This is a genomic window from Xanthobacter agilis (assembly GCF_021730435.1).
GTDB classification, from domain to species: domain Bacteria; phylum Pseudomonadota; class Alphaproteobacteria; order Rhizobiales; family Xanthobacteraceae; genus Xanthobacter; species Xanthobacter agilis.
This window is the reverse complement of the sequence record NZ_JABWGX010000034.1, coordinates 1-20,210: the sequence shown is the minus strand read 5'-3', so window position 1 is coordinate 20,210 and position 20,210 is coordinate 1. Positions and strand designations below refer to the sequence as shown.

19 protein-coding genes, 1 pseudogene and 1 CRISPR repeat array (1 of these 21 running past the window's edge) are annotated in these 20,210 nt (G+C 68.0%); of the genes and pseudogenes, 2 read left to right on the top strand and 18 right to left on the bottom strand.

Features of this window, described 5'->3' with window-relative positions:
• Positions 1–390: a CRISPR direct-repeat array (repeat unit 29 nt; unit sequence CGGTTCATCCCCGCGCATGCGGGGAACAG); it reaches 1,041 nt to the left of the window's first position.
• A 77-nt stretch (positions 391–467) separates the two neighbouring features.
• From cas2e to cas3, 8 genes are all read right to left on the bottom strand, one after another.
• Positions 468–749: a type I-E CRISPR-associated endoribonuclease Cas2e gene (gene cas2e / locus HUW53_RS19360; RefSeq protein ID WP_237347403.1), complete on the bottom strand. Its 282-nt coding sequence runs from the start codon at positions 747–749 to the stop codon at positions 468–470.
• Positions 746–1,690 carry a type I-E CRISPR-associated endonuclease Cas1e gene (gene cas1e, locus HUW53_RS19355; protein WP_237347402.1) on the bottom strand — a complete coding sequence of 315 codons (945 nt, stop codon included), beginning with the start codon at positions 1,688–1,690 and terminating at the stop codon, positions 746–748. Before cas1e ends, cas2e begins: the two co-directional genes overlap by 4 nt.
• A gap of 1 nt (position 1,691) precedes the next feature.
• Complete coding sequence (gene cas6e / locus HUW53_RS19350) at positions 1,692–2,432, bottom strand: type I-E CRISPR-associated protein Cas6/Cse3/CasE (protein WP_237347401.1); 741 nt, start codon at positions 2,430–2,432, stop codon at positions 1,692–1,694.
• Positions 2,429–3,121, bottom strand: a complete 693-nt coding sequence (gene cas5e, locus HUW53_RS19345; RefSeq protein WP_237347400.1) for a type I-E CRISPR-associated protein Cas5/CasD — start codon at positions 3,119–3,121, stop codon at positions 2,429–2,431. The genes cas6e and cas5e overlap by 4 nt, the downstream gene beginning before the upstream one ends.
• Positions 3,114–4,190, bottom strand: a complete 1,077-nt coding sequence (gene cas7e / locus HUW53_RS19340; RefSeq protein ID WP_237347399.1) for a type I-E CRISPR-associated protein Cas7/Cse4/CasC — start codon at positions 4,188–4,190, stop codon at positions 3,114–3,116. The genes cas5e and cas7e overlap by 8 nt, the downstream gene beginning before the upstream one ends.
• Positions 4,187–4,714: a type I-E CRISPR-associated protein Cse2/CasB gene (gene casB / locus HUW53_RS19335; RefSeq protein ID WP_237347398.1), complete on the bottom strand. Its 528-nt coding sequence runs from the start codon at positions 4,712–4,714 to the stop codon at positions 4,187–4,189. The genes cas7e and casB overlap by 4 nt, the downstream gene beginning before the upstream one ends.
• Positions 4,711–6,204, bottom strand: coding sequence for a type I-E CRISPR-associated protein Cse1/CasA (gene casA / locus HUW53_RS19330; RefSeq protein WP_237347397.1), 1,494 nt, complete (start codon positions 6,202–6,204; stop codon positions 4,711–4,713). The genes casB and casA overlap by 4 nt, the downstream gene beginning before the upstream one ends.
• A 351-nt stretch (positions 6,205–6,555) precedes the next feature.
• Positions 6,556–9,072, bottom strand: coding sequence for a CRISPR-associated helicase Cas3' (gene cas3, locus HUW53_RS19325; protein ID WP_237347396.1), 2,517 nt, complete (start codon positions 9,070–9,072; stop codon positions 6,556–6,558).
• A 459-nt stretch (positions 9,073–9,531) separates the two neighbouring features.
• Here cas3 and HUW53_RS19320 point away from each other — a divergent pair, with 459 nt between their 5' ends.
• A complete protein-coding gene (locus HUW53_RS19320) occupies positions 9,532–10,089 on the top strand; it encodes a recombinase family protein (protein ID WP_237347395.1) in 558 nt (185 codons plus the stop codon).
• A gap of 67 nt (positions 10,090–10,156) precedes the next feature.
• On the opposite strand, the gene HUW53_RS19315 is transcribed toward HUW53_RS19320, so the two are convergent.
• Both HUW53_RS19315 and HUW53_RS19310 read right to left on the bottom strand, forming a co-directional pair.
• Positions 10,157–10,510, bottom strand: a complete 354-nt coding sequence (locus tag HUW53_RS19315) for a type II toxin-antitoxin system PemK/MazF family toxin (RefSeq protein WP_237347394.1) — start codon at positions 10,508–10,510, stop codon at positions 10,157–10,159.
• The gene (locus tag HUW53_RS19310; protein ID WP_237347393.1) at positions 10,497–10,712 is read right to left on the bottom strand and encodes an AbrB/MazE/SpoVT family DNA-binding domain-containing protein; all 216 of its coding nucleotides are present in this window, start codon (positions 10,710–10,712) and stop codon (positions 10,497–10,499) included. Before HUW53_RS19310 ends, HUW53_RS19315 begins: the two co-directional genes overlap by 14 nt.
• Positions 10,713–11,039: 327 nt before the next feature.
• Here HUW53_RS19310 and HUW53_RS19305 point away from each other — a divergent pair, with 327 nt between their 5' ends.
• Positions 11,040–11,519 carry a MarR family winged helix-turn-helix transcriptional regulator gene (locus HUW53_RS19305; protein WP_237347392.1) on the top strand — a complete coding sequence of 160 codons (480 nt, stop codon included), beginning with the start codon at positions 11,040–11,042 and terminating at the stop codon, positions 11,517–11,519.
• Between the two features lie 60 nt (positions 11,520–11,579).
• On the opposite strand, the gene HUW53_RS19300 is transcribed toward HUW53_RS19305, so the two are convergent.
• The 8 genes and pseudogenes from HUW53_RS19300 to HUW53_RS19265 all read right to left on the bottom strand — a co-directional run.
• Positions 11,580–12,347, bottom strand: coding sequence for a siderophore-interacting protein (locus HUW53_RS19300; RefSeq protein WP_237347391.1), 768 nt, complete (start codon positions 12,345–12,347; stop codon positions 11,580–11,582).
• A 213-nt stretch (positions 12,348–12,560) separates the two neighbouring features.
• On the bottom strand, positions 12,561–13,052 hold the full coding sequence (locus tag HUW53_RS19295; RefSeq protein ID WP_237347390.1) for a PadR family transcriptional regulator: 492 nt from the start codon (positions 13,050–13,052) through the stop codon (positions 12,561–12,563).
• Positions 13,053–13,479: 427 nt separating this feature from the next.
• Positions 13,480–14,832, bottom strand: a complete 1,353-nt coding sequence (locus tag HUW53_RS19290) for a ferredoxin reductase family protein (RefSeq protein WP_237347389.1) — start codon at positions 14,830–14,832, stop codon at positions 13,480–13,482.
• Positions 14,833–15,014: 182 nt separating this feature from the next.
• Positions 15,015–15,698 (bottom strand): ABC transporter ATP-binding protein, encoded by a 684-nt coding sequence (locus HUW53_RS19285; RefSeq protein WP_237347388.1) that lies wholly within the window; start codon positions 15,696–15,698, stop codon positions 15,015–15,017.
• The gene (locus HUW53_RS19280; protein WP_237347387.1) at positions 15,691–16,917 is read right to left on the bottom strand and encodes an ABC transporter permease; all 1,227 of its coding nucleotides are present in this window, start codon (positions 16,915–16,917) and stop codon (positions 15,691–15,693) included. Before HUW53_RS19280 ends, HUW53_RS19285 begins: the two co-directional genes overlap by 8 nt.
• Positions 16,918–16,996: 79 nt before the next feature.
• Positions 16,997–18,271: an efflux RND transporter periplasmic adaptor subunit gene (locus HUW53_RS19275; protein WP_370877862.1), complete on the bottom strand. Its 1,275-nt coding sequence runs from the start codon at positions 18,269–18,271 to the stop codon at positions 16,997–16,999.
• 302 nt (positions 18,272–18,573) lie between these two features.
• A complete protein-coding gene (locus HUW53_RS19270) occupies positions 18,574–19,776 on the bottom strand; it encodes an MFS transporter (protein WP_237347385.1) in 1,203 nt (400 codons plus the stop codon).
• Between the two features lie 73 nt (positions 19,777–19,849).
• A pseudogene (locus tag HUW53_RS19265) lies at positions 19,850–20,210 on the bottom strand (4-hydroxy-2-oxovalerate aldolase); the annotation flags it as partial.

The window sequence follows — 20,210 nt, the reverse complement described above, 5'->3', positions numbered from 1 at the left end:
CATCCCCGCGCATGCGGGGAACAGTCGGTCTCGTTGCGTGGGGTACGGCATTCCTTCGGTTCATCCCCGCGCATGCGGGGAACAGGAGAGGACGTGCTTGATGTCGGAGGTGGTGAGCGGTTCATCCCCGCGCATGCGGAGAACAGAGGCGACCGTTTCTCGGTGGGAAAAGGGCGAGCGGTTCATCCCCGCGCATGCGGGGAACAGTGGCAAAAAGACGTGACGAAGACGTTCGAGCGCGGTTCATCCCCGCGTATGCGGGGAACAGCCTTTCGCGGCCTGCACATCACGTGGATCGACCGGTTCATCCCCGCGTATGCGGGGAACAGTTCTCCCGCGCCCACTCCACGGCCAACCCCAACGGTTCATCCCCGCGTATGCGGGGAACAGACCAATTGCAAACGATTGATCCAGATTAGAATTTCCGGCGCCCGTCTGGCTACCGGATTTTCGCATGTGCGGGAAACTCACTCCTTTGGTGCGAAGGAGACCAGCTTGAGCCCATCAAAATCGACGGGCATTCGCCGGTTTGTCCCGGCCGTGACGAAGTCGAACCCCTGGTCGGTCGGCGCCCGCCAGACCATCACGGCATCGCCCTGTTCGATATAGGCGACCACCTGCTCCCAGATCCGCTCCCGCGTCCGGGCCGAATAGTCCCCCACATAGACGCCCGCCCGCACTTCCAGCAGCCAGGCCGCCAGGCGGCCGCGCAGGCGCGGCGGCGCGTTGGAAACGACGACGACCATCATCCCCGGTGTCCCTCGTCGCCCGATGGTTCGCCATCGTCAAAGGCCGGCCCGAGCGCCTCGGGTGGCGGCTCGGGGCGGGCAAGCTCACCCGCCGCCAACACCTGCTCGATCTGCGGAATGATCTTGGCCAGCAGACCAGAGCGGCGGAAGGCATCCCGGCAGGCCAGCCGCACGGCGCGATCCGGCGCCATCTCCAGCTTGCCCTTGGCATGCAGGCCGGCGATGCGGAACGCTTCCGGCACCACGGTGTCGAGCTTCCAGAGATCGGCAATGTCGTAGACGAAGGACAGCGGCTTCCCGGTGTGGAGAAAGCCGATTGCCGGCGCGTAGCCCGCAGCCAGAACCGCGGCTTCAGTCAGCCCATGCAGGCAAGCGGTCGCGGCGGAAAGGCAGCGGTTCGGCACGTCGCTCGCCTCCCAATCGCCCACGTCGTACCGGCGTCGTTGCCATCGCACCGCGTGGGCCTGAGCGAGTAACTCGTAGGATTTGCGGACCCGGGCCCCCTCGATGCCGCGCAACTGCTCGATGGAGCGCCGTTCGGGCGCCGCCTCGCCGAACCGGATCTCGTACATCTTGCGCACCACCCGCAGCCGCGCGGCAGGATCGAGTGCGATCGCGGCCTGCCAGAGCAGCCGGTCGGCCCGGGCCCCGCCCGGCTGGCCGGCGGAGTAGAGCCGAACCCCCGCCTCGCCGACCCAGGTGATGAGCGTTCCCACCCGCGCCGCAAGCGAGACGGCGGCGTGGGAAATCCGTGCGCCGGGCTCCAGCATGATGCCGGCCAGGCCTCCTACAGGGATATGCGTTCGCGTGCCATCCGCATTGACCGCCACAAAGGCCCCGTCCTGCACGTCGAGCTGCGCCTTCTCCACAAAGACCAGTGAGGCCCGGTCTTTGAGCGGGATCGGCTTGGGCGGCGGCAGGCCGGGAACGGACCCCGCCATCTCACGCGCGCCTTATCAGCATAAGGCCGCACCCGAAGGCCTTGGCGCGACCAAGGCCCTGGGCCAATGCCGCGAGCAGGAGCGCGGGGTCGCCCACGCGAATCTGGCCGGCCAGATCCATGACGCCGAACTGCGGTTGCTCCCGCCGCGGCCCGACCTGGGCCGGCAGGGGCACGACGGAATAATCGTCTACAATCAAGTGTTCGAGGATGAAGCCTGCCTTGGCTCCCTGATGTTCCAGCCAGCGCCGTCCGGCGTCCTCGGCCGCGCTCATGCGTGCATCCCGCCGCGCGTTGCACGCGCGACCGGAGGGCAGAGCATGGATGGTGTCCATCACCACATCGACGCGCGCGCCCCGCTTCTGTGGATCAGTCGGGTCCTTTCTGGTCCGCGTCGCATTGGCACGCAGCACGAAGGCCAGCCGATCGCCCTCACGCAGATCCGGGGCGAACGCCTTGGTCTGCGGGGGACTGAACAAGCCGGCGCCATCGGCTGAAGGCGGCCGATGCGAAAGAACAAGGAACTGCCCCTTGCCTTCCGAGCGCCAGAGGAAATCGCGCGCGCGCTCCGACGTGTCACCAAACAGCGACCAGATCAGGCGATGGTGGGCATCCATGATGCGCCCTTGCGCCGGATCACGCAGACCGCCTCGGGCCGGAGCGGGCAAGGGATCGATCAGCGCGCGGATCGCCGCCACCGTCGGATTGCGGGCAATGGTAAGCCGCGACAGATAGAGGGTCATGCCTCATCCTCCCCGCGCGCCGGGCGATGCGTGTAAACCGCGCGGCTCGCGAAATGCCATTTGCCCCGGTCGATGGCCACGTCGTTGCGCGTGTCTTCCACATCGTCCGCCGCGATCCGCTCGTCCGACGCCACCAGCCGGATGCGGCCAAAGGGCCGGAACGGCGGCAGAAGCGCGTGCGCCAGCGCCATCACCGGCCCTGCCGCGTCCACGCGGCGCGGCGCGGGGGGAGCCGACAGCGGGCAGGACTTGCGCCCCAGATAGAGCGCAAAGACCGGCCGCGTCAGCGCCTCGGCGAGGCCGTCGAGCGGCGCGCCCCAGAGCGCCACCGCATAGGCCACGCCCACGCGGTAATCCCGCAGGGTGATGGCGGTGTTGGTGGCGCGCCCGGCGGCCAGGATGGCGACCGGGCGGCTGTCCGGGCGCTTCGCCGCCGCGGTGGGGATGGTCTCCACCGTGTGATAGTCGCGCAGCGGGACGCCATCGTCGATGACGCCCACGGCCACGCGCAGCTGCTCAAGCCGAGCCAGGCCCTGGGTGTCGTCGCGCCGGGTGCCTGCCGCCGCGGCGACCAGGCCCAGCACGGCCGAGCGGCCCGGCCAAGTGAGCGTGCCCCGCCGCTCATGGCCCGCCAGATCGCCCATGGCCGCCATCCCGGCACACAGAGTGAAGACGAGGTATTCAGCCATCTTGCGGCACCGCCGAGGCGGCGAAGGCGACGATCTCATCGAGCGTACCCTTGCCGGCGACCACGTCCATCACCGCATCCCGCTCCGCAGCAGGTCCGTAAGCGGCATCGATCCGGCCCGCCATATCCTCGAGAGCCAGGACGGAGGCGGCCAGCAACTGCTCGCCCGCCACCGCCTTCAGGAAGGCCCCGGTGAGGTCGCGAGGGGCATCCGAGCCGATCTCGGCGCGGATGTAGCCGGCGCGGGGGTGATGGGCGTGGCTGTTCTGCTTGCCCTTCGGCGTCGCCGTGGCCAGCGCCCGGGCCAGGGCTTCAAGCCCCTTGCGGGCCAGCGCCTTGTCGTTCTGGAGATTTTCAACCAGGAGGTCGCAGTTCACGCAGGCATAAAGGTAGTAGACGCCTGATCCGAACGCGTGCTCGCCGAGATGGGCGCCGCCCGCATCCTCCTCGCGCGTCTTGAGATCATCGACGGCGGTGAAGAAATCGTCTTCCGCCTCGGCGCGGTGGGTGGTGATGGCGTGCCCCACCTGCACCGCAGCCTCACGGCTGAAGTCGGGATTGTCGGCCAGCATCCGGCCGAACATGGCGATGTCCACCGCGCCATCGGCGCTGCGCAGGACCGTCTTGGCCAAGTCCTTGTCGGAGGGCAGGGCCTCGCCCTTGGCCGCCTTCTGCGCCAGATCGAGCGCTAAGGTCCGCTCCTCGGGTGAAATGAAGGCGAGCGTGGTGCCTTGCACCCATGCGGGACGCTTCTTGTCCTGTGGCTCGATCTTGCCGAATGCCTTGGCCACGTCCTCGGCGATCTTGCGCGCTTTGTCGGCGGCGAGCCCTTCCGCTTCCAGATGCTCCCGGATCACATTGCCGATCAGCTTGGTGCGCTGGGCAAGATGACCTGCAAGCCCCTCCTGGAACGGCGCGGACATGCGCACCGCTCGCTTGATGGACTGGCTCGACAGCCGCAGGCGCGGTGTGCCGCCGAAATGGGCTTCCTTGGGGCGCCCCTGATCGTCGCGATTGGGGTTGGACGGTGGATAAACCGTTAGCAGGTGGAATTGCAGGAACGTGGTCACGCGGTTTCCTCCGTTTCAGACACGGCAGGCGCGGCATCGGGGGGCGCCTTGCCGAAATAGTCGAAGCACCAGCGAACGCGGACGCGCTCGTCCCACTTCAAGAAATCCTCGCTGAGGGCCGCGACGTTGCAGGCGTGGCCGACGAGCGGCAGGGCGCGCCGCAAGGCCAAGGCCAGCGCATCGCCGTCCGACCGGATCAGCCGCTGGAAACGCAGATGCGACAGGGGCGGCGCGTCGCCGGCGCCCAAGGCGCGCGCGATCCGATGACCGTCGTGCCGCTCGACCGCGGCCAGCAGCGAGGCCAGCGCGGCGAGGCGCACCGGATCGTGGCGCCGGCCGAGCGCGTCGTGCAGAGCGATCACCTGCGGCTCGGCCAGCACATCGACCACATGGGTGGCCCGGCGCAGCCGGGCACGCAATCCGCGGGCCGGACCAAAATCCGGGTCGGGGCGCAGGTTCGCGCGCCACCAGCCCAGAATGATCGCGCCGTCGCTCTTGTCTGGCTTGTCAGCGTCCCCGGTCATGCGGCCTCCTTCTTCTTTTGGCGCGGTTTGAGCTCGAGCCGGACATAGGCGTCGCTTCCCGGACGGCGCCAACCGGCGAAGACCGCGCGCAATCCGTCATAAGCGGCGATAATCGCCTCCATTTCCTCGGCCTTCCTCTGGTCGAGCCCCGGCAGGGCCTCGCGCTCGAAGATGCGCAGCGCGACGCGCTCCAGAGCACGCACCCATGCCCCGGCGACCTCGACGGGCGGTTCCCCGCGCAGCAGCGCATCGACGCCAGCGTCGAAGGCGGACTGCGTGTCGATGAAAAAGGCTTCACGTAGCGCGTCGAGCGCGGTTCCCTCGCCCGCCACCGGCTTCAGCGCGCCCCGCAACGCGGACCCGAAGATCTCCGCGGCCTCGATCATCGCCGCGAGCGTCAGTGCCGCCTCGCCGTCCAACGGCAGGAGCGGCTGGCGCGACAGGATGAAATCCCTCGGCTTCATGTTATCCATGGACCAGCCGGCGACGATGATGCGCGGGTCCGGCAGCGGCTCGGGGAGATGGCGGCACCGATCCCCATATTCCTCCACCGCCTTTGCGCGCTGGCCCAATTCCACCCGCTCCTCGGGCATGGCCAGAACCACGCCCAGCCAGTTGCGATAGCCGAACACCCCCGCGCGGGGGTGCATCGGCAAAGGCTCGGCCCCGGCCTTCAGCTTGTAGTAGGGCGTCAGCGGATGGACCCAGCCGGCATAATTGGTGCCGTAGGGGCGCTGGACGACGCCCGTGACCCGGCCCGCCTCGGAGACGAGGCGCAGGCGGCGCGGCATGCCGAAGAAGGCTTCGGCGGGGTGGCCGTGCTGCGGATAGGTCTCGGACCCCTTGGCTTGCGACGTCCGGGTCGGCTTCATCCAGGGCAGCACGTCCGGCGCCGCCGGCTTGCCATAGGGCACGTTGGCCCAGATCAGGTCCCAGAGCCGGCCGGTTCCGGGATCGACCAGACTGACCAGCGGCCCGCCGCCGCGCATGGAGGTGCGGTTGCCGGCCCCGCCCGAGGGCGCGTGCGCCTGAAGGAGATAAAGCGCCATGGCCGCAAGGGGCAGATCGAGGTCGGGATAGCGGTTCCGTCGAACCATCAGGTCGGCATTGTTCCGCGCCGTGTTGCCACCCGCCGAATCGATGAACAGCATGTCGGGCGGGTTCGGCTCGCCGTCGAGCGGATCGAGATCCTGCAGGAAGAGTGGCCCCTCTCCCGTCAGATTGAAGGCCGGCGCCAGCCGCGCGAGGGCGGTGCGCAGGCGTTCGGGGTCGGGCGCCCTGCGGGCCTGCCAGTCATGGAGGTCGGCCGGGGGATCGGCGAGCAAGACCATGCCGATCAGGAGTTCGAGACAGGCGATATTGAGGTCTGGGCGGGGCCAGTCGGGAAAGGCGAGGCCGGGATCAGCGATCTCATCGGGACGGATGACTGAGGCTGTGCCGTCGGAGCGGCGGATGGGGATCCAGCGGTCGGCGATGAGATTGAGGGGCATGATCGTTCCCAGAGAAGGAGATCGCGGATAAACAACTCTCGCGCGCGGAACCCTTGCCCCGCTTGGGCGAATGCCTAAAATGACATCCACGCAAACGGGGTGCTCAGAGTCTTATGCACTGTGCCAACCCCTCTGTTTCTTGCCGTTGCAGCGGTGGGGGATTTTGAGCACGACAGCTGCGGGCCGGTTTTCCGAGCCCGCCGTATTTGCATGCTACACACCAAAAAGTTGCTCAGTCAAGCGGACTGGATGCTTCGCCTATACACTTAATTATCCCCGCGCATGCGGGGAACGTACGGACATCCTCACGGATGCATCGCCGATACACGGGTCATCCCCGCGCATGCGAGGCTAGAGCAATAGACCCGTGGCCGCCTGATAGTGCAAGCCCTCGGTGATCGACCCATCGTCCGCGACCGGGCAGACGGTCATCCCGTTCCGGCGCCACTCCGGCCAATCCTTCGTCACGGCTGCAATCTCGGGCGTGCGCTGATCTGGCAGTTCCAGCCGCTCGAGGCGCCGCGCGTCGGCCTGCACCTCCGACAGCATCCAGCCCTCGACGGCATCCGCGCCGTGGCCTTCGGCCCAGGGCACCAGCATTCCGGCCCGCCGCCGTGCCAGCACCAAAGTTCGCGTCGGCCGCCCGAGGCGGGTGGGAAAGGTGGTATCGTCAGCGCCGGCGCCTCCTCGGCGGTAGCCCGCAGCAAAGTCGATGAGGTTGTGCGTGGCGCGATTAGCTTCAGCATAGCCTTGACCGATGCGCTCCATCTCCGCCGCCTCCAACGGCGCGGGCACCGGCTTCGCCTCGGAGCGGACCGCCTCGATCAGGTCACGCAGCCCGGCCGGCGACGTGATCATCCCGGTGCAAAAGAGAACATCGGCGGTGCGCCATTGTTCGGCGACCGGATAGACCCAAGCGCTCTGCCCCAGCACATCCACCAGCCACCGTTCATCCACGACCACGGCCGGATCGGGCGAGAGCACATGCAGCACCGGTTCCGGCACGGCACGCAGCGCGCGAGGGCGTTCCGCCATGTGCCGCCATAGCCGGCCCGCCCGCTGGATCAAAGCCGCGATGGGCGCGAGGTCGGATATCATCACGTCGAAATCCAGATCGAGACTCGATTCGACGACCTGGGTCGCGACCAGCACCCGGCCGGCCCGCCCTTCGCCCATCCTGCCGAAGCGGTCAATCTCAGCCTGCTCGATCCGCTTGCGGTCGCAAAGCGCGAAGCGCGCATGCAGCAAGGATGCCGGCACGCCGCGCGCGCGCAACGCCTCGACGGCAGCGATTGCCTCGTCCACCGCATTGCGCACCCAGACGCAGGCCGCGCCGCGCGCCGCCTGCGTCGTCAGCAGATCGAGCGCCGCCTCCATCGCCTGCAGCCGCACCACCCGGACAGGCCCTTTCAGACCGGGCTTCTGGTCGAAGTCGCGCCGGGCCTCGCCACCGGGAATCGACAGGGCCGGGTAGCTCTGGTCCGCATCTACAGGCCAGTCACGCCCCGCCCCCTGGGCGAAGGCGTGCGTCAGCATCGCTCGATCCTGAAGTGGCAGGGTGGCGGTGAGCAGGATCGCCGAGCCCCCCAGCGCGGCATGAACCCGCAACAATGCGGCAAGCAGCTCCGCCATATAGTGATCGCCGCTGATCTCGTGCGCCTCGTCGACGATCAGGATCTTCGAGGCAAGGCCCCACATGCGGAGCGTGGAGAAGCGAGTTGGCATCACCGACAAAAGCGCCTGGTCGATCGTCCCCACCCCCACGTCGGCCAGCAGCGCGCGGCGCCGGCTGTCCGCGAGCCAGGGCGCGCAGATCACGTCGTCGCTGATCGCAGAGCGGCCAACCAGATCGCGGAAGGGCTGGGACAGCGTGGCCCGGCCATGAGCCAGCGTCAGCGAGGGCGCCTCGAACAGCCGGCCAATGACTTTTGCGGCACGCATGAACATGGCGTCCGCCGTGGCCATGGTGGGGAGGGCAAAATACAGACCCTTCCCCTTGCCGGCGATCAGCATGCGCTGGGCGAGGATGAGCGCGGCTTCGGTCTTGCCCGCACCCGTCTCGTCTTCGACGAATGCCAGCATTGGCCCGGCCGGAAGGTCAATATCCCGCGCCGCGATCTGCATCGGGCGCAAGGGGAAGTCGAAAAGCGGTTCTTCGCCCAGCCGTGCGGCCTGCAGTCCGGCCTCCTGCACAGCGACGATGGCTCGCGCCCGCGCTTCGGCGAGATATTCGGGCAAGCCGAGGTCAGGCTTGCGTGCCGGAAACCAGACCGGATTCGAGCCAACCCAATCTGCCGCCACCGTAAGGCCGGAGAGCCACCAGCTCAGCCGCTTAGCTTCTTGTTCTGTGACGCCAGCGAGCAAAGCGTGAGGCCAGAGCGAAAAAAGGGCGTCGATGATTGCAGGAACATCCCGCGCGGCCTGCGGCCCCTCTGCCCTGCAAAACCGTTGGAAATATTCCATCTCCCGCTTCACTGGCTTGCCGGACGGCTTCGGGGGCCTGCCATGATGCCCAGCGATCGCCGCCACCAAATCCGTCCAGGCCGCACCGTTCGCCCGGAGCCGCGCGCGCAGAGGATCATTCGGCAGCAGCCAGGCATTGGTCAATTCCCAGTGACGGAGCGTCTGGGCTGAGCCAACCCGGATCATGTTGCGGAAGCCGTCACCGATCTTTCCGAGATCGTGCAGAGCTATGAGAAGGACGAAGGCAGCTTTGATCTCCTCGGTGAATGGACTTGAAATCAGAAATCGCTCCGCTACCGACGCGACATCCAGCATATGATAAACTGCAGGATGTTCTGGATAGGTTTCCCGTGCGCTCTTTCCAGGCCAGTCCGTTAGATGGCTTTCCATATCGAGCAATTCCATTTCAGCATAAACTGATGCAATAAATCTTATGGATGTTACTCGGTTAAGGTTTTACCCAAATGTGGGGAGTACACAACGTTTGTCGACATATTTTTATACCTCTATCCTCTGTCCGCTGACAGACGATGACCTTGCCCTTTTGCCGACTGGACGTGTGATCGCAATTGAGCGTTCCCTTCCGCGGATGGATCGATATGAACGGAGCCGACGCCAATGCTTAGAGCAGGAGTAGAAGTACATCTTACTGCTATCAAGGATACGACCTCGCATCGCTCCGCCCAACCGATACGGCTGTATGACCCCATAGGTTGCTCACCCAAACATGTTGATCTCGCACGGTTCGCACAACTCCTAAGTTTCGCGACAATGCGAGCGCGCCGCAGCCACGCCCCTTTGAGGGTTGCAAAAGATTGTCGCATAAAGCGATAATTATGCGACGTGTTTTGCGACGAGAACTCCATGCTGCTGGGCTATGCGGGCGTCTCGACCGAGGATCAGGATCTCCGGCAACAACGCAGCGCCCTGCGGGAGGCCGGCTGCGAGCGGCTGTTCGAGGAGAAAGTCAGCGGAGCGACCCGGAGCCGGCCGCAGCTCACCGCCATGCTGGATCATCTGAGGGCGGGAGATGTGGTGGTCGTGACCCGGCTCGACCGCCTCGCACGATCCACCCGTGACCTGCTCGACATCGCCGAGCGCCTGTCTGCCGCGGGGGCTGGCCTACGGTCCCTGGCCGAGCCCTGGGCCGACACGACCTCACCGGCGGGGCGGATGGTGCTCACGGTCTTCGCCGGCATCGCAGAGTTCGAGCGGGCGTTGATTGTCGAGCGGACGGGGACAGGGCGCGCCGCGGCGAAGGCGCGGGGCGTCCGGTTCGGCCGGCCGCCGGCGCTGAATGCCGACCAAGTGCGTCTCGCGCGACGGCTGCACGCGGAGGGGATGCCGGCCCGGGACATCGCCGCCACCCTCGGCGTGCATAGGGCGACGATCTATCGGCTCGCGGCCGCCGAGGCGCATTGAGCCCCCCGCCAGCGAAGAGAGCGGCTTGCCACAGGTGGCGACATGAGAGTTGCGACAAGCGGCGTGGTCACGCCTCACGACGGGCCGCGAGCAGTTGCTGCACCTCGGTCTGGACCTTTCGCAGCATCGCCTTTGACACCGCACCGAGCGGCTCGGCATGGCGCGCCGCGATGGTGGCGATCTTGCTCGGGCGGACGACCGACGGCGCCGGCAGGCCAGCCTTTCGGTACCCGGCGCCGAAGGGCACATCACCGGGCCAGGGCCGGTTTTCCGCGCTGGTGATCATCACCACCCAGAGCAACGCGCCACCCTCGCCCACGGCGCCATCGGAGATGACCAACGCCGGCCGATGTTGCCGCGTGGATTTGTCGGTGTAGGGGAAGGGCACGCGCACCACCGTGCCCGTCTCAAAGGTCGGCATAGGCCTTGCGGTCCGCTTCGCTGTCCCACTCGCCGAAGGTCGCGAACGGATCGTCCGCCGGCTGCGGTGCCGCCTTGGTCAGCACGACGCGACCATCCTCGATGCGATAGGCGATCTCGTCGCCCTCCCGCAGATGGAGCGCCGTGCGCACCGCCTGCGGGATCGTCGTCTGCGCCTTGGACGTGAGCTTGCTCGTGATCATGCCGGAGCATCCGCCATCTGGATGCTCCATAGGTAAGGAATGTCCTTACCGTGGTCAAGGCGCGGGGTTCGATCCCTCCGGGGAGAGGCCGGCCGGCTACGGGTTGGCATGTGATCGACGGCTACGGTGCGTCCTGACCCAATGCGCCGCCCCTCGCGGGCCGAGGGCGTTGCGGCCCAGAGCCCTCAAGCTCCAAAATCAAGCATCAATATACTCAATGCATTTGATGAAAAATTGCGCATGGGCGGTATTGTTCGCATGCGCGGCGTCGGCACTGGCGCGCGGGGGAGGACGATGATGGTGGCATCGCGGAGCGCGACGGGCGGGATGGGGGCTCCCGAAGCCAGCCCGGACCGGGTGTGGCCGCTGTTCGAGCGGCCCGGCTTTCTGGCCCGGCGGGTGCACCAGATCCATGTGAGCCTGTTCGCCGAGCTGTGCGCTCCGTTCGGGGTGACGCCGGTGCAATACTCCCTGCTGTCGGCCCTCGCCGACCGGGAGGCGGCGGACCAGACCACCTTGTCCCGCATCGTCGCCCTCGATCGCACCACGACCACCGGCGCCCTCAAGCGCCTGGAGGCGCGCGGTCTCATCCGGCGTGGCACCTCGCCCACCGATCGCCGCTCCCAGAGCTGTTCCCTTACGCAGGAGGGGCGCGCGCTGCTGGCGCAAATGGAGGCCGCCGCCCGCCAGGCCCATGAGGCCACGGTGGAGATGCTGAGCGCCGAGGAGCGGGCGTTGCTCATCGGCGCCATGAAGAAGATCGTCGGCGCCCATGCGGCGCGCCAGAGCAAGTTCGATCTGGATTGAAACGGTCGTCGCGGCCCCACGCCGCCAGCGGCGCGCGACGGACCCAGGGAGGGCGCGCGTTCAGCCCGCCATCTTCTCGGAGGTCCCGGCGGCGCCTCGGACCCAGTATCCGGAGGCCTTAAGCCAGGCCTTGGGGTGGCCACGCTCCTCCAGCAGATGCGCCTTCAGGGTCCGTGCGACCTCGGCTTCGGCGGCGATCCAGGCATAGCCCGGGCCGGGCGGCGTCCGCCAGCGGGCAAGCGCCTCGCGCAAGAGGCGTGCGTCGCCCTCGGTGCGGCCGGAGCGGAAAACCCAGGTGGGGGAGAGGCCGGCCGCCGTGTCGAACGACTGCACCTCGGCCGGGCTCTCGACGACGACGATGCTGGTGACCGGAACCCCAGCCCGCAGACCTTCCAGGCGTCGGCCGATGGACGGCAGCGCGGTCTCGTCGCCGACCAAAAGGTACCAGTCGAAATCGTCGGGGACGATCGTCGAGCCCTTGGGGCCGCCAATGGCGAGGGTATCACCAATGGCGGCGGCCTGCGCCCATCGGGTGGCGGGTCCCGCCTCGTGCCGGGCGAAATCGATGGTGAGCAGGCGCCGCTCCGGATCGAACCGGCGCGGTGTGTAATCCCGCAGGACCTCGCCGGATGGCGCGTCCGCATCCGGCAGGAACAGCTTGATGTGATCGTCGGGGGCGGGGCTGGAGAAGTCCGCGAGTTCCGGCGAGGTGAACACGATCCGCCGCATGCGGGGGCTGATGTCGTACACTGCCGTGACGGTGAGGGTGCGGCGCTTCGGCTCCTGCCGAACGCGCTCCACTTGGTGACGTGGCGGGGGGATGAACATTCCGCTCTCCGTTTGTCGGTCTCAAGATGCGCCGTGGGCGCGGTTGAACGGCCCGCCGCGGCGGGCCGGATTTCGTGTCTTGTCTGGCGAGGGGCGGCGGCGGTCGCGCCGTGCTTCGGCATGAAGGGGCAGACGCTGCGCGTGGCTCGATCCCGCCCCCGGATGGCGTGGCCTGACCCTCGGCGGCGGCGCGCGCCGCCGGTTGGGATCTCGTCAGCTGCGCTCGACGGCGCGCGCGGCCTGATCCAGGGCTTCGGCGATGGCCTGGGCGTCGGCGGCGGACAGGGGGCCGCGCTCGAGGCGCAGGCGCAGCGCCAGCTTCAGGTTTTCCATGGCCCGCACCAGCGGCGGGGGGGCATCGCCGCGACGGACGCGGACCTCGTCCATCCGGAGCAGCATCTGCTCCACCTGCGCCCGGTTGGCGGCGAGATAGGCGGTGCCCTCGTCCGTGATCGCGAACAGCTTGCGGCTGCCCTCGCTGGCTTCCACCTTGATGTATCCCTGCTCCTCGAGCAGCGTCAGGGCGGGATAGATGGTGCCGGGGCTGGGGCTGTAGGCGCCGTTCACCCGCGCCTCGATGGACTTGATGACTTCGTAGCCGTGGCGCGGCTTCTCCGCGATCATGAACAGCACCAGCAGGTGTAGGTCGCCATGGGCGAACAGGCGCCCGAGCCGTCCGCCGCCGCCGCCGTGTCGGCCACCCATGAAGCCGCCCCGGCCGCCACCGTGGCCCCGCTCTCCTCCCTCATCGCCGCCGTGGTGGCCGCCGCTGCTGCCTGCGAATAGGCATTCGCGCCCACCGTGCGGTCCTGCGTGCTGGCCACGACCGTGAAAGCCGTGACCGTGTTCGTTTGAAAATTGACGCATCCGCGCCTCCTCTTATTTCGATGCAATTTAGATATATCGAAACTGCATCGAAAACAAGGGGCGTGGGTTCCAGGGGAGACTTTCAATTTTCCGAAAGGGAGGGGCCGCGCGGGCGTGGCCGGCGGCGCTGTCGCGCGCTCCCGACTCGTCGGCAGGGATTGAGGCGGAGGGGGTGTCGCCGCTCGTCCGGCCGCGGTGCCGGCCGGGCGGCTCCGGCTCGCAGGCGAACGCGGGGCCGCGGCGGCCTGTGACTGGCGCGGCGCCGTCAGCGCATTTCGAACATTTCCTGATGGAATCGCTGGTCCACCGGAAAGCCTTGGGCGGCGAAGTCCCGCTTCAGCGCCGCGCCGAAGCCGGCCGGGCCGCAGAACCAGATGCTGGCCTCCCGCCAGTGGGGCACCGCCTCGCGGATGCGCGCGCCGGTCAGTTGCCCGTCCCGCCCGCTGACGAGGACATGAAGGCGCACCTCGGCCGCCCGCGCGTCGGCCGCGAGCTTGGCAAGGGCGGTCTCGTCCGTGTCGCTGGTGGCGTGGAACAGATCGGCGTCCTGCCCCTGGGGCCAGTCCGGCGCGTCGCCATGCAATGCCATGTGCTGCATGCGGGCGATGAAGGGGGTGATGCCGATGCCCCCGCCGATCCAGATCTGGTGCGGGCAGTCGTCATCGAAGGTGAAGCAGCCATAAGGGCCTTCGATCCGCACCTCCTGGCCGAGGCGCAGCTTGTCCTTCAGGCGCCCGGTGTGATCGCCGAGTTCCTTGGTGATGAAGGTGATCCGGGGCCGGTCCGGGTGCCAGCCGGAGGCGATGGTGTAGGGGTGGGCACCTTCCGAGGAATCCGACATGGCGAAGGCGAACTGGCCCGGCCGGTGGCCCGGCCAGCCAGTGGGCACATCGATCACCGTCTCCAGGGTCCGGATGCCGGGATAGGGAACAAGCGCGACGATCTGGCCCTTGACCTGCCGTCCGGCGCCGACCCGGCGCAGCAGCACCACCACCGCCGAGAGGATGCCGCCCGCCAGCAGAACGGCCATCACCCCGCCGAGCGGCGTCAGCCAGCTGCCGAAATTGAGCAAGATCACCGTGTGGAACGCCAGCACCAGATAGGCCAGCGCCAGCAGCCGATGGGTCTTGTAGAAAATGCGGTAGGGAAAGGCGCGGATCAGGGCCAGTGCGATCAGCACCACGGCCGCGTAGAAGGCCCATTCGCCCACGCTTTCGGCCGTGCCGCGCAGGCTTGAAAAATAGGCTTCCAGCGGATTTTCAAGCGGCGGCCGGGGGCCGCGTGCGGGCCGCTCCAGCAGCCCGAAGCCGACCGCCCATTTCGGCCCCTTTGCCCACAGCCAATGGACGATGGCGACCACCAAAGCGGTGATGCCAAGCCATTTGTGCAGGCGATACATCTTGTCGAGCCCACCCATCCAGCGTTCGGGCCAGCGCGGGCGCAGCGCCAGCATCATGGCCACGCTCATGGCCGCCATGGCGATGATGCCCGAATACTGCATCACCTGCGCGCGTGCGGCGAAAAAGGTTGTGGCTTGCGGCAGTCCCGGCGTCGCCGCGAGCCACAGGCCCGACAGGAGCACGATGATGCCCACCAGCGTCAGCTTGATATGCCGCATGTCCTCAGTCTCTTAGATTGGCCAGACCCGGCGGGAGGGGAGCCGGCGATACTCGCACGGCAGGAAGATCACCACCAATCGCCCGCCGGGGCATTGAGGCGCCGCAAGGCCGGGGCTCGATGTGGCGCATGGAAGAGGCGCCGCATCGAAGTGGCGCCACATGGAAGTAGCGCCACATGGGGTCATGGCGAAATGCGCCCGTCCACCACCTTGATGATGCGGTCGCAACGGCGGGCGAGGTCGAGATTGTGCGTCACCAGCAGGAAGGTGGTGCCGTGGCGCGTGTTTTCCCGCCGCAGCAGCGCGAAGACGTCGTCCGCCGACGCGGTGTCGAGATTGCCTGTGGGCTCGTCGGCCAGCACCAGGTCGGGCTTCATGGCGAGCGCGCGGGCCACGGCGACGCGCTGCTGCTGGCCGCCCGACATGTTGTTCGCCTTGTTGCCGGCGACCGCCGCGAGACCCACCTCGCCCAGCAGCTCCCGCGCCCGCGTCTCCATGTCGGCGCTGGCGAAGCGACGATCGGACCACATGGGCATCATCACGTTTTCCAGGGCGGTAAAGGCCGAGATGAGCAGATGGTATTGAAAGACGAAGCCGATGGAATGGCCCCGCAGCCGCGTGATCTCGTGTTCGGGCAGGCTGCTCGTTTCTTTGCCGTTGATGAAGAGGCGCCCGGAGGTGGCCCGGTCGAGCAGGCCGATGATGTTGAGCAGCGTGCTCTTGCCCGATCCGGAGGGGCCGATCAGTGCCACGAACTCGCCGCGCTGCAAGGTGACGTCGATGCCGTGCAGCACCTCCGTCTGTGAGGGCAGCCCCACATTGTAGGACTTGCGGATGTCTTCGAGCCTGAGCATCGCATCAGCCACGGATCGCCACCACCGGATCGAGGTCGGCCGCGCGCACGGCCGGAATGGTCGCGGCGACGAGCCCGGTCAGGGTCGCCAGCAGCGCGGTTTCGATGAACAGGCTCTGCTCCAGGATGAGGGGGAACAGCTCCGAGCCGTCCGCCTGTCGCGCCATGGCGTGCCAGTAGACGAGCGCCGCCGCGCCGAGGCCCGAGCCGGCGAGCGAGCCGAGGAAGCCGAGCACGCCGCCCTGGACCAGGAAGATCGCCAGCACCTGCCCGCGCCGGGTGCCCATGGCCCGCAGAATGCCGATGTCCTTGGAGCGCTGGATCACCGACACCACGAGCACCGCCGCGATGCCGAACGCCACGGAGAGCGCGACGAAGACCCGGATGAGCAGGTTGGTGTTCTTCTGCGCCTGCACGGCGGTGAAGAACTGGGCGTTGGTCTTGATCCAGCTGTCCGCCTCCACCCGCTGGGCGGCCTCGATCTCCTGCGCCACCGTCTCGGCGGCGTAGATGTCGCGCACGGTGATGTCGATGGTGGTGGCGCCGCCGATGATGCCGAGCAGCGATTGCGCGGTGCGCAGGGCCACGAAGGTGGTGCGCTGGTTCGCGCTCTTGTTGCCGAGGTCCACGAGGCCGGAAATGGTGAGCACCCGCGTCGCCCCGCTGGCGGCGCGCAGATTGAGCTTGTCGCCGACGCTGGCACCAAGGTCCTTCGCTAGCTCGGTGCCGATGATGACATCCTCGCTGGTGAGCCGGGGCTGCCCGGCGACGATGTAATCGGGCACCCGCACGATGTTGAAATAGGTCTCCGGCTCGACCCCGCTCATGGTGACCGAGCGGCTGGCGTCCCCGCGGGAGGCGAGCACCGAGCCGGCGGTGGTGGGCGATACCTCCGCCACGTCCGGCATCGCCCGCGCCGCGGCCACGATCTTGCGCCATTGGTCGATGGAAATGATGCGCTGGCTCGGCCGCTGGACCACCGGGTCCTCGATCACGCCGGGGATGTCGCGCAGCGGCCGGGCGATCTGGTCCGGCGGCAGCAGCTGCACATGGGGCTGGGAGGTGAGGACGCGCTTCAGGAAATTCTGCTCCAGCCCGGCGAGCATCGCCGTCATGAACACGATGACGCCGACCCCGATGGCGATGCCGACCAGGATGAAGAGGGTCTGCATCCGCCCCTCGCGCAGGAAGCGGATGGCGACCACCCACTCGAACGGCAGCAGCGGGTTCATGATCGCGCCTGGGTCATGCTCGCCCCTGATTCATGGTCGCCCTCGATTCATGGTTCCCTCGGTTCATGGTCCCCTCGGTTCATGGCAGCACCGGCCGCACCCGCTGGCCGATGACGACCCCCGCGCCCTCCGGAATGGCGGCATCGCCCGCCTTCAGCCCGTCGAGGATCTCGATCCGGGTGTTGCCGACCAGCCCCAGCGTCACCGGCTGGCGATAGGCCCGGCCGTCGCGGATGGCGAGCACCCAGGGCCGGCCCGACTGGAGATCCCGGATGGCCCGCCGCGGCAGCACCAGCACGCCGGCGCTCCGCGCGGTTTCGATGTCCACCGAAACCGTCATGTCCTGCCGCAGATAGGCGGGCGGGTCGGGCACCGTGAGTTTCACCTCGACCGTGGCGCGGGTGATGTCGATGCCCGGATTGATGTAGGTGACCTTGGCCGCGAAGCGCTGGTTGGGATAGGCATCGGCCGAGGCGAGGGCCGGCTGCCCGAGGGCGATCATGCCGAGATTGCGCTCGTCCACGTCCACCACAAGCTGGGTATCCCCGGCCGGGGCGAGCACCAGCAGCGTGCGGCCCGGCTGCACGATGGTGCCCCGCTCCACGCTGCGGGAAATGAGGACGCCATCCCGCGGGGCGGTGATGGTGGCGTAGGCGAGGCGTGAGCGGGCCGCCTCCAGGGTGGCGTTGGCCTGGTCGAGCTGGGTGCGGGCCATCACATCGTCGCTGCCGCCGGGGCTCGCGGTATAGACCTGGAATTGAGCTGCGTTGACCTGCGCGCGGGCCTGGTCGAGCGCCCGCTGGGCATCGTCGAGGGCGGCGCGGGTGGCGTTGCCGTGGTTCGCCAGTTCCGATGTCCGGTCGAAGGTGGCCTGCGCATTCTTGAGCAGCGCCTGCGCCTGGGCGAGGTTTTCCCGCGCCACCGGCAGCGTCAGCTCGGTAAGCTGGCGCAGGCGCGCCTCCGCCTGCGCGACCGCGCCGTGGGCCTGCACGAACACCGCGTTCAGTTCCTCCCGTGCGATGGACACGAGGGGCTGGCCGTGGGTGACGCTCTGGCCTTCCTCCACCAGCACGTCCGCCACCATGCCGGTGATCTGCGCGCCGATCTCCACCCGGTAAGGCGTCTCCACATGGCCGCTCGCGACTACGGTTTGCACCAAGTCGCCCCGCTGCACCGGTTCGACCACCACCGCCGGTCCGAGGATGACGCGCCCCGCCTGCCAGGCCCCGAGCGTGGCCAGGGCGAGCGCGACGAGAACAAGCCAGCGATGGGCCCACAGCTGGGCAAGGTAAGACTGGAACCCCGATTTCGGCGCTGGCGCTGTCACGTTCGGCCCTTCGGGCAGGGGGTGCATCAAGCGAACGGGAACAGGTGTAGACGGCTTGACTTCGCAAGGCCAGAGCCGAACCGTCGGGAGCGGGAGCGCGCATTGTCCCGTGTGCAGGCGGCCCGGTCCGCGGCCGGCAAGGGCCGCACATGCGGTTCCGACGCCGCGCGGCGCGCGCGACTGTCGCTTCAAGGTATTGAACTTACAGGGTTCATTTCGCCCGTGCGAGAGGCGAAGTGTGAGGCAGGCGGCAAGCGGAAATCGCGACAGGCGAGCGGCCCGCAGCCCCGCCTGTCGCCCTTGGCCTTCCCGTGCGGGATGGGACCCGCTCAGACCAGGGCCGGGCGGAAGCCGCGCGCGATCAGCGCCAGCGTGCCGATGCCGCAGACCAGGATGACGGGCACCATGATCAGCATCACGTCGGAAGGCGTGCTGCCATAGGCCACCAGCATGCCCGCCAGCAGCGGCCCCGCCATGGAGCCCAGCCGGCCGACGGCGACCACAAGGCCCACGCCGGTGCCCCGGATCCTGGTCGGATAGCATTGCGGGGCGACGCCGTAGAGGATCGACTGAACGCACAGCACGCCGCCGCCCACCAGCGCCACGACGAACAGCGTCAGCGCCAGCACCGGTGGCAGCAGGCCCAGCATCGCCAGCGCCGCCGCCACGAACACGAACGACGCGCCGATGGCCGGCAGGCGCCAGCGGCTGTCGAGGAGGTGGCCGCCGATGAGGCTGCCGGCCACGCCGCCCAGGCTGTAGAGGATTTGCGCCAGCGAGGCTTCGCCGCGGGAGAAACCGTGCACGACCAGAAGCTGCGGCAGCCAGTTCATCAAAAGATAGACGACCATCAGGCCCAGGAAGAAGGCGGTCCACAGCAGCGCGGTGGTGCCGATCGCCTCCCGGCGGAAGATCTCGGTCCAGGACACGGCCCGCTCATGGCCATGCGGCGCGATTTTGAGCGCCGGCAGCCCGGCGATGATCGGCGGCACCAGCAGCAGCGGCAGCAGGCCGCCGACCAGGAAGATGGAGCGCCAGTCGTTGCCGTGAAAGTCGAGCAGGGCCACCAGGCTCGCCACCGCCGCGCCGAGCGGCATGCCCGCATACATGAGGGCCACGGCCCGGCCCTTGCGCTCCGGCGCGACCGCCTCGGAGGCGATGGAGACGAGGTTGGGCAAGGCGCCGCCGAGGCCGACGCCGGTCAGGAAGCGCAGGCCGATCAGCATGTCCACCGAAGTCGCGAAGACCGTGGCCAGGGAGGCCACGCCGAAGGCCAGAAGGGCGATGACAAGCCCGGTCCGGCGGCCCCAGCGATCTGCCGTGTAGCCGCCGGCCAGCGCCCCGAACATCAGTCCCAGGGTCGCCGAGGAAAAGAACAGGCCCATCTGTTGAGGCGTCAAATGGAAGACGGGCGCGATCTTCGGCGCGGCGACCCCCGCCGCCTGAAGGTCGAAACCTTCGATCGTCGCCGCGAGGAACACGAACAAGAGCGCCCTGTTCCCCGCAGCACTTGGCTGCAAAGCAATGGTCATGGTCTTCTCTCCCTGGAGCATGGGCGTCTGGCGCCCACTTCTTGTTCTTCCGCCGCCGGTTTCGCGGCGGGTTTTATTCTGCGGTGGTTTGGTTTTTGAGGATGTCGAGAGCGACGTCGAGGATCATGTCTTCCTGTCCTCCGACCATGCGTCGGCGTCCGAGTTCGACCAGGATCTGGCGGGTGTCGACGCCGTGGAGCCTGGAGGCGTTTTCGGCGTGGCGCAGGAAGCTGGAATAGACGCCGGCATAGCCCAGGGCGAGGCTCTCGCGGTCCACCCGCACCGGGCGATCCTGCAGCGGGCGCACCAGGTCGTCGGCGGCATCCATGAGGGTGTAGAGGTCGCAGCCGGTGGCGATCCCCTTGCGCTCCAGGACCGCGATCAGGGCTTCGAGCGGCGCGTTGCCGGCGCCGGCGCCCATGCCGGCGAGCGAG

Excerpts from the sequence above, each read along its gene's own strand:
- HUW53_RS19280 (WP_237347387.1), bottom strand. The coding sequence starts at position 16,917 with ATGAACCCGCTGCTGCCGTTCGAGTGGGTGGTCGCCATCCGCTTCCTG.
- HUW53_RS19290 (WP_237347389.1), bottom strand. The coding sequence starts at position 14,832 with ATGCGGCATATCAAGCTGACGCTGGTGGGCATCATCGTGCTCCTGTCG.
- HUW53_RS19295 (WP_237347390.1), bottom strand. The coding sequence starts at position 13,052 with ATGGGTGGCCGACACGGCGGCGGCGGCGGACGGCTCGGGCGCCTGTTC.
- casA (WP_237347397.1), bottom strand. The coding sequence starts at position 6,204 with ATGCCCCTCAATCTCATCGCCGACCGCTGGATCCCCATCCGCCGCTCC.
- HUW53_RS19275 (WP_370877862.1), bottom strand. The coding sequence starts at position 18,271 with ATGCACCCCCTGCCCGAAGGGCCGAACGTGACAGCGCCAGCGCCGAAA.
- HUW53_RS19305 (WP_237347392.1), top strand. The coding sequence starts at position 11,040 with ATGGGGGCTCCCGAAGCCAGCCCGGACCGGGTGTGGCCGCTGTTCGAG.
- HUW53_RS19320 (WP_237347395.1), top strand. The coding sequence starts at position 9,532 with ATGCTGCTGGGCTATGCGGGCGTCTCGACCGAGGATCAGGATCTCCGG.
- HUW53_RS19300 (WP_237347391.1), bottom strand. The coding sequence starts at position 12,347 with ATGTTCATCCCCCCGCCACGTCACCAAGTGGAGCGCGTTCGGCAGGAG.
- cas2e (WP_237347403.1), bottom strand. The coding sequence starts at position 749 with ATGATGGTCGTCGTCGTTTCCAACGCGCCGCCGCGCCTGCGCGGCCGC.
- cas1e (WP_237347402.1), bottom strand. The coding sequence starts at position 1,690 with ATGGCGGGGTCCGTTCCCGGCCTGCCGCCGCCCAAGCCGATCCCGCTC.
- HUW53_RS19315 (WP_237347394.1), bottom strand. The coding sequence starts at position 10,510 with ATGCCGACCTTTGAGACGGGCACGGTGGTGCGCGTGCCCTTCCCCTAC.
- cas6e (WP_237347401.1), bottom strand. The coding sequence starts at position 2,432 with ATGACCCTCTATCTGTCGCGGCTTACCATTGCCCGCAATCCGACGGTG.
- cas5e (WP_237347400.1), bottom strand. The coding sequence starts at position 3,121 with ATGGCTGAATACCTCGTCTTCACTCTGTGTGCCGGGATGGCGGCCATG.
- cas3 (WP_237347396.1), bottom strand. The coding sequence starts at position 9,072 with ATGGAATTGCTCGATATGGAAAGCCATCTAACGGACTGGCCTGGAAAG.
- casB (WP_237347398.1), bottom strand. The coding sequence starts at position 4,714 with ATGACCGGGGACGCTGACAAGCCAGACAAGAGCGACGGCGCGATCATT.
- HUW53_RS19310 (WP_237347393.1), bottom strand. The coding sequence starts at position 10,712 with ATGATCACGAGCAAGCTCACGTCCAAGGCGCAGACGACGATCCCGCAG.
- HUW53_RS19270 (WP_237347385.1), bottom strand. The coding sequence starts at position 19,776 with ATGACCATTGCTTTGCAGCCAAGTGCTGCGGGGAACAGGGCGCTCTTG.